The organism is Leuconostoc sp. BM2 (assembly GCF_002095565.1).
Taxonomy (GTDB): domain Bacteria; phylum Bacillota; class Bacilli; order Lactobacillales; family Lactobacillaceae; genus Leuconostoc; species Leuconostoc falkenbergense.
In genome coordinates, this window is record NZ_MOWQ01000024.1 from 20876 (window position 1) to 27762 (window position 6887).

General features: G+C 39.9%; 9 protein-coding genes. All 9 read left to right on the top strand.

Translation table 11 applies throughout. The features are described from left to right. Nucleotides 1-23: 23 nt before the first annotated feature. From BMG01_RS07245 to BMG01_RS07285, 9 genes are read left to right on the top strand one after another with little or no spacing between them, the layout of a single operon-like run. Complete coding sequence (locus BMG01_RS07245; RefSeq protein ID WP_004915939.1) at nucleotides 24-353, top strand: hypothetical protein; 330 nt, start codon at nucleotides 24-26, stop codon at nucleotides 351-353. Beyond that, entirely contained in the window at nucleotides 353-1006 is a 654-nt protein-coding gene (locus BMG01_RS07250) for a hypothetical protein (protein ID WP_004915941.1), read from the top strand. The genes BMG01_RS07245 and BMG01_RS07250 overlap by 1 nt, the downstream gene beginning before the upstream one ends. A 2-nt stretch (nucleotides 1007-1008) precedes the next feature. Further along, a complete protein-coding gene (locus BMG01_RS07255) occupies nucleotides 1009-2964 on the top strand; it encodes a type IV secretory pathway, VirB4 protein (RefSeq protein WP_036068468.1) in 1956 nt (651 codons plus the stop codon). A gap of 1 nt (nucleotide 2965) precedes the next feature. After that, nucleotides 2966-3160, top strand: coding sequence for a hypothetical protein (locus BMG01_RS07260; RefSeq protein ID WP_004915944.1), 195 nt, complete (start codon nucleotides 2966-2968; stop codon nucleotides 3158-3160). A 3-nt stretch (nucleotides 3161-3163) separates the two neighbouring features. After that, nucleotides 3164-4414, top strand: a complete 1251-nt coding sequence (locus tag BMG01_RS07265; RefSeq protein ID WP_036068465.1) for a phage tail tip lysozyme — start codon at nucleotides 3164-3166, stop codon at nucleotides 4412-4414. 12 nt (nucleotides 4415-4426) lie between these two features. Further along, nucleotides 4427-4852, top strand: a complete 426-nt coding sequence (locus tag BMG01_RS07270) for a glutaredoxin (protein WP_036068463.1) — start codon at nucleotides 4427-4429, stop codon at nucleotides 4850-4852. 2 nt (nucleotides 4853-4854) lie between these two features. Continuing rightward, nucleotides 4855-5412, top strand: coding sequence for a hypothetical protein (locus BMG01_RS07275; RefSeq protein ID WP_036068461.1), 558 nt, complete (start codon nucleotides 4855-4857; stop codon nucleotides 5410-5412). A gap of 2 nt (nucleotides 5413-5414) precedes the next feature. Next, entirely contained in the window at nucleotides 5415-6011 is a 597-nt protein-coding gene (locus BMG01_RS07280) for a hypothetical protein (protein WP_036068459.1), read from the top strand. 47 nt (nucleotides 6012-6058) lie between these two features. Then, a complete protein-coding gene (locus BMG01_RS07285) occupies nucleotides 6059-6682 on the top strand; it encodes a Type 1 glutamine amidotransferase-like domain-containing protein (RefSeq protein ID WP_036068457.1) in 624 nt (207 codons plus the stop codon). Nucleotides 6683-6887 lie beyond the last annotated feature (205 nt).

The following is a 6887-nucleotide window of genomic DNA, read 5'->3' on the forward strand; positions in this document are numbered from 1 at the left end:
TAACTTGTTAAAGGAGAAATTGTATGTATGAACACTTTACCCCTGGACGCAATATTTGGAAGAAAGTGTCACGGTGGATGTTTTTCACGATGGAACGAATCTTCGTATTAGTCATTGTTTTTGGGATTACTTACCTGATGATTAAATCATTCTATCCCTACAATATTGGCAAGTATGGGCTGATTCTAATTGTCAGTAATGCGTTACTAGCTGGCTTTTTAATTTTACCTAGTCCAAGTAACCCAATGGGTCTCATGTATCAAGAAATCCTACGTGGCATCTTAAAGTCCAGCAAGCACGCCACAGGTGATCTAACTGCGATTACTGAAAACAAGAAACGAGAGGAAAAATAATGGGAATAAAAGCTAAACAAGCACAAAAGGGAAAGGGTTTAACAGTTGTCAAACAAGCACTTGATAATCGCAAACCAATTCCAATCTACTTTGCTTTACCTTATAAAGACATTTTGAATAAAAAAGGGCATCCAATTTTATTGGCAGATGATACATACGCTGACATGCTCAATTTACCTGGAAAAGATTTGGATTTCCTGAATGCTGAAGGCGATAAGAGTTCCAACGCCATTATCGCTGACTTTCACCAGTTGCTATCAGTTTACGTGGAGGACTTTGATATTTTCGTTAGTCAACTACCCGCTGACACGCGAATCCAGCAAGCTTCATGGGGACAAGAGTTAGTGAGAGTGGAAAGCCAATTGAATAGTGTTGACCTAGATGATCGTCATTATCAACAATTGTTAATGATGCGCCAAACTATTTTGCAAGAAATTAATATTGAAAAAAATGTGGTCGGTGACATTAAACATCAAGAATATACCGCTGTGATCTATGGCAAGACGTTAGCTGCCTTAGATAAAAATCGCCGTGACTTTATGGCACACGCAGGCATGGCGTTTACACCTGAGCCAGTCTCAATTAATCGTAAAAAGATGGTCATGTACCAAATTAACAATCCTGGGGAAACCTTAGAACTGGAGGAAAAATAAGCATGCGCACAAGTTTAAATACAGCAAAACGTTCCGCATTGAAAGCACGCGGCTATAATTTAGAACTCATTGAGGAAGTTCAAAACCCTAGTGGCATTGAATTTCATACCACTTACTTTGATGATGGTATGGCAAGTAGTGCCATTGTCAATGTCTATGACTATCCCAAGAATGAACAGTTACAAGGCTGGTTCAAAGAGTTAATCAATCACAAGAACACCATTGTAGACATCAAGATTGGGACTGAGAACAAGTTTGAAGTGCAAAAAGCACTTGAGACAGCTACTAACACGTTGCGTAGTAAGGCACGTAGTGAAGTGACCTCACAAGGTGACGCGTTGGAAGCCGAACAAGATGCTGACATTACACTCCAAGACTTGAATGAAGCCCGCAATGGTCGTGAAATTTACAAACGTGTCTACGTTAGATTATTGATATCAGATGTTTCTCCCGAAGAACTACGCCGCCGTGTTAAAGAGATTCAACAACAGCTTTCTAACTACCGCATGAAAGTTTATCCTTCTGAGCAATTAACCCACTTCCAACAGTTCTTTATGCCAGCAATGTCAATTGAAAATCAAACGATTAAGGACAAAGGGTTCCCAATGAAAGCCTATGCTTTAGCTGGTTCTTATGCCTTTAATCAAACCTTTATTGCACATCCTCGTGGTTCATACATGGGCTTAACCATGCAACGTGGTGAAGTTATGTATGATCCTAGCTACAATGACCACCGAACGCAGTTAACCGCTTATAACCTAGTTGTGGGTGGTGAGCGCTCAGGTAAAAGCTCGTTTGCCAAAAAGAACTTGGGGCCATTAGTTTCTCGTGGTGATACAGTTTGGGTATTTGATAAGTCTAATGAATGGCGTGATCTAGTGAATTACTATTACGGTGTCACTCTGACGCTTGATGGTAGTCAAAACATCATTAATTTGATGCAAGTGTTTGGCACTGTCCTTGATGCAAATGGCAATGTTGATGTCATTGCAAGTTTCAACCAGCATCGTACAAAAGTGATTACGTACTACGCGACACTTAATCCACAAGCTGATAAGAAAGAATTAGAAATGCTGGGTAACCTAATTACTGATTTCTATGTTGAACGGCGTATGTGGTCATTGTCACCAAAAGACAACCCGCAAGATTTACGTGTAATCGGGCTACAAAATGAAGACTATCCAATTCTCGAAGATTTTCAAACCTTCCTAGAAACCCGTAACATGCTGACACGCAACATGACGCAACCCGCCGTAGAACGTTTGGACAATATCTTATCGACGATTAGTAGCCTAATACAAAATCATGGCGACATGGTGAATGGTGTAACGACCATGCCTGATTTGTCTGGTGAGCGTTTGATTCGTTTTGATACTAGCGGGTTGTCCCGTCTTGAAGACGATCTGTATAATGCGCAATACTTTACCATATTGTCACTGATGGAAAGCTACATCACGATTAATGGCACACAGCAACGTGAACGCATTAAGCGTGGTGAGGTCTCCACCCAAGCCAACAACAACGGCAATCAACCAAAATACTTCTGGTGGATACAGGATGAGGCGGATGATATTTTCAACGCTAAACACTCATTAGGCATTACCTTCGGTGACAATATGATGGCACAACATGGTAAAGATTTCTTCGGTATGTTTGCCATTTTCCCAGGGCTAAAAAACGTTGTACCAACGGGCAATGCCTCAGATACTGAGGCTAGCCGTGCCGCATCTTCATTCTTTGGCCGATTTCCAAAGCAAACCATTGGTCGGCTTTCAAAAACAGATACCACCCGTTTACGCAGTGTGGTGAGTGAAACTAATATCACTGATGGTCAACTACAAGCGTTACAAGGATTGGATCAAGGTGATTTCTTAATGAACTTGGTGGGTAAGCAAGCTACGTTCATGCACGTTGATCTTAATGACTCAGAAATTAATTTGTTTGGTGGAGGACTGTAAGATGAAGTTGCCACATCCATTAAAGAAGGCGCGTGATAACCGTGAAAAAATGAAGCAAGAAGCGCAACAAATCGTTGAAAACTATGACAAAGGTCAAAAACCTCAACCAGTGGATAACAAAATTATTTGGTATGTCATTGGTGGTTTTGTTTTTGTTTTTATTCTCAAAGGCCTCAGCCTTTTAATGGGAGGTTAGACCATGTTAGAACGTTGGATGCAAGATAAAAAACGTCGCTTGTATGTCATCATCGGCATCATCACTACAGCAATTATGTCAATATCAGTTATTGCCTTAATGTGTGTCATGGTCTTTTCAACACAGAATGCCAATTGCTGGAATGATGATACAACCATTGATGATGGTGGCACTTCAATCGGTGGTGATTGGAAAGATCCCAACTCAGCAACGCACAAAGCCATACAACATGCAATTGACCGTTTTCATAAAGAAATTAAAATGTCAGGCGACAATATCGCTGCTGCGATTGCGATTGGTCTTAGAGAAAGTGGCTTTAATTCGAAAGCCGTCAATCCGGCTGGCTCGGTAAAAGGCATTTGGCAGTGGGGTGCTGGAGGTATTAACGGAAATCGCTATGGTGACACAGCTGATACAGTGCAAGCACAAGTTCAACTGGCAATCAATGAATTGCATAGTAGTCATAAAGCAACTCTAATTGGCTTAGCGGCCGCTAACAACATTAACAGTTCAATGGTGGCTTGGGATACAAAGTTTGAAGGGGTCGGAGAAAATGATCCACAACGAAAAGTCGCCGACACCGCAAAAACTGCCGAAGAAGTCAAAAAGGTTTTCAAACTAGATTATGCAGGTGATATTGATGTCTTTGATGGCGGCAACAACGACTCGGGTTCTAGTGATACCTCAAGCGATGCCAATTCAAGTGCTATGTCTGATGCCTCATGTGACACAGGGTTGGATACCAACACAGATGGCTTACCAGTTAAAGGAAAATACAACATAACAGGTGGCTATCCAAACTATGCAGGCCTAACAGGCGCAGAACATTATGGTGTCGATTTTCAAACCGTCAACCACACTATGACTGGTGGTGAAAGTAATGTGTACGCTGTTCATGATGGCACGGTAGTAGCCAAAAGCTTTGATAGCGTTGGGGGTAATTGGCTAGTGATTAAAGGCACTGACGGGGTGTTTACCTATTACGGTCACGCACCAACTCAGTCAGCCATTGTTGTCAATACAGGTGATAAGGTTTCTGCTGGTCAACACATTAGTCATGAAGGACAAACTGGTGAAGCAACAGGTATTCACGTTCACTTCGCTGTGCAAACAAAAGATCAATATAATTGGGCGCCTCAAAGTAAAGGACTAAAATCCCCTGGGCTTTATCTCAAGTTACCTGCAAAGGCAGGTACTAACATTGTTATTCCTAGTGGGCCATTTGACTCTAGTACAGGCAAAACAGATAAATAGGAGTATTTAAAAATGAGTAAATTAAAGAAATGGGGTATCGCAGTGTTTTCTTTAGCCGTCATTGCGATATTGACTGCAATTGGTGGAACTTATTACTACATCACAGAGGTGAATGGTTATCCAGATACCAAGAACTTCGCTGACAAGATTGACCAGTTAGATGCCAGTAGCAAGCAAAAGACAGTCTTAATCTTCCATAAGCCTGGTTGCCCTGACTGTATGAAAGCGCGTAGCACGATTAAAAAGACGATCAAGACACATCAAAAGACAATTGATTACGTTGTGGTCAACGTTAAAAATTCTGAGGCACAAGCATATCTTGCTAAGTACGGTGTGACACAAGTACCCACAGTGATTGCTTTAAAAGGTAATCAAGTGATTGACAGTACCAGTTCAAACAACAACAAAACGATTGCTAAAGTGGTCTCAGGAGATTAACCATGACAAAATTCAATTTAAAATGGGTTTACGCGTTTGTGTTAACGCTTGCTTGCCTGTTTTTAGTCCAGCAAGGACTTAGCTATCAACGCACGGTCAAGAGTGTGAATATCGTGCATCAAGAAATCAAGGCAACAAAAGCTAAGTCAAGTCAGTATAGTGTTCAAGCTAAACAACTTGATAAGGTTAAAACCGCTGATATTCGAGATACCCAAAACATTGAAAAGATTGGCAATACTTTCCTCAAAGAAATGTTTGCCATCTTACCAAAGTTAAATAAATCAGATGCTAAAAGTAGTGTGGCAACGGATGACGTTGTGTCAGCTTTTCTAGGGGCAACGTTTGGTGGTGATGTGGATGAAGGTGTGCCAACTTTTCATTTAGAAAGCAATGATATTGTTTATTCCAAAGCAGCCGATGGCTCAGGTCTAGGATTTGGGACGGTTAAATATCAATTAGGCAAAGAGGAAACCAGCACAACATTATTGATGCACATTGAAAATGGCAAAATTACAGAACTCCAAACGGGTGCTGTAAAAGATACCTCAGGAAGGAAATAACCATGTCAAAAGTAAATAAAAAAATAGCCTTCCTTTGGGCTATTCCTTTGTTGATGGTGATTACTGGACTGGGCTTTTGGTTAGCTACTCAAGTCGCTGTTAAAACACATCAAAGTGCCTCAAATGAACTCGCGGTAGAACAAAGCAAACTCATCAACAAGAAATCAAAGGTCGGTACGGTACTAGATTCAAAGCAACCTAATGTGTCGGCTACCTCAAACTTGCTTGATAAACTGCTTACCCTAGATTGGACAATTGCCTCTCAAAAGGAATTTGATGCCAAAGCCAAACAGATGACACCTTATGTAACTCAAGATGTCGTCAAAAATAGTTTAGATTTCAAGGCTGATCCCGATAAAATGATTACACAGACAGGTGTGGTAATGACTTATGATCACATGGATTTCTTACCCACCTCAGCAAGCGCCACGGAGGTGAAAGGGAAGGTGATTGTCTTTGTTAAAAGCCATCTCAAGGACTCGGCAGATGCCACCACACGTTTTGTCTATAATGTCAGCTACAATCCTAAAACAAATCTTGTGACACAATTAGATCGGATTGGGACTTATCAATTACATAGTGACAGCAGTGTGTTGTAGCATAAAATAAAAAATCAACATTTTAAAGAAAAAGGATTTTATTAACAATGAATAAATTGTTACTTACTGCTTATGGATTTTCAACACCAAAAATTATAAATGTTGCTCAAAAAATGATTCAAGAGAATAAAATAACAAAGGCATGTATTATTTCCACATCTTGGCCGAAAGAAAAAGAAAAGCACCCTCAGATGCAACAAATAAAAAGAGATCTCCTCAGCATGAATATACAGCAAGTAGATTTCTTAGATGTGGAATTTGAAGATGCTAACAAACTCTTTGATTACGACCTAATTTTTCTGAATGGGGGCTATCCATTTTACCTTTTGCACTACATCAAAAAAAGTGGTGCTGATCAGATTTTGAAGAGAATAAACCAAAATGGAGGACTTATATTCGGTTTAAGTGCCGGTTCAATTATTTTAGGCCCTTCCATAGCTCTGATGCAGTACCTTTATCCAGAAGATAATCAGTTTAATGACTCGAATTTAGATGGCCTTAATTTAACAGATATTCATGTGTATCCACACTTTAAAGAAATGCTAACCCGCGATCCTACAATAAAAGATAAAATTAATAAATATGAAAATGAAACCGGAATTAACATTACAAGACTTAATAACGACCAAGCCTTAGCTGTTGATAACGACACTCAAACTTTTTTGGATTGAGTGTCGTTGAATTATTTTTTGTAAATTAACTAAAGCTCATCCCGTTGGATGGGCTTTTTTGTTTGCCTCAGGAAAAACCATTTACCTTTATGACAATTTTTTGATTCTTGTTATTCTGTGCGTGTGTTGATAACACAACAAAGAAAAAGGAGGACTTTTTGAATGAAAAAGTCAAATGCACATAACAAGTTTCTATGGGAGCGTC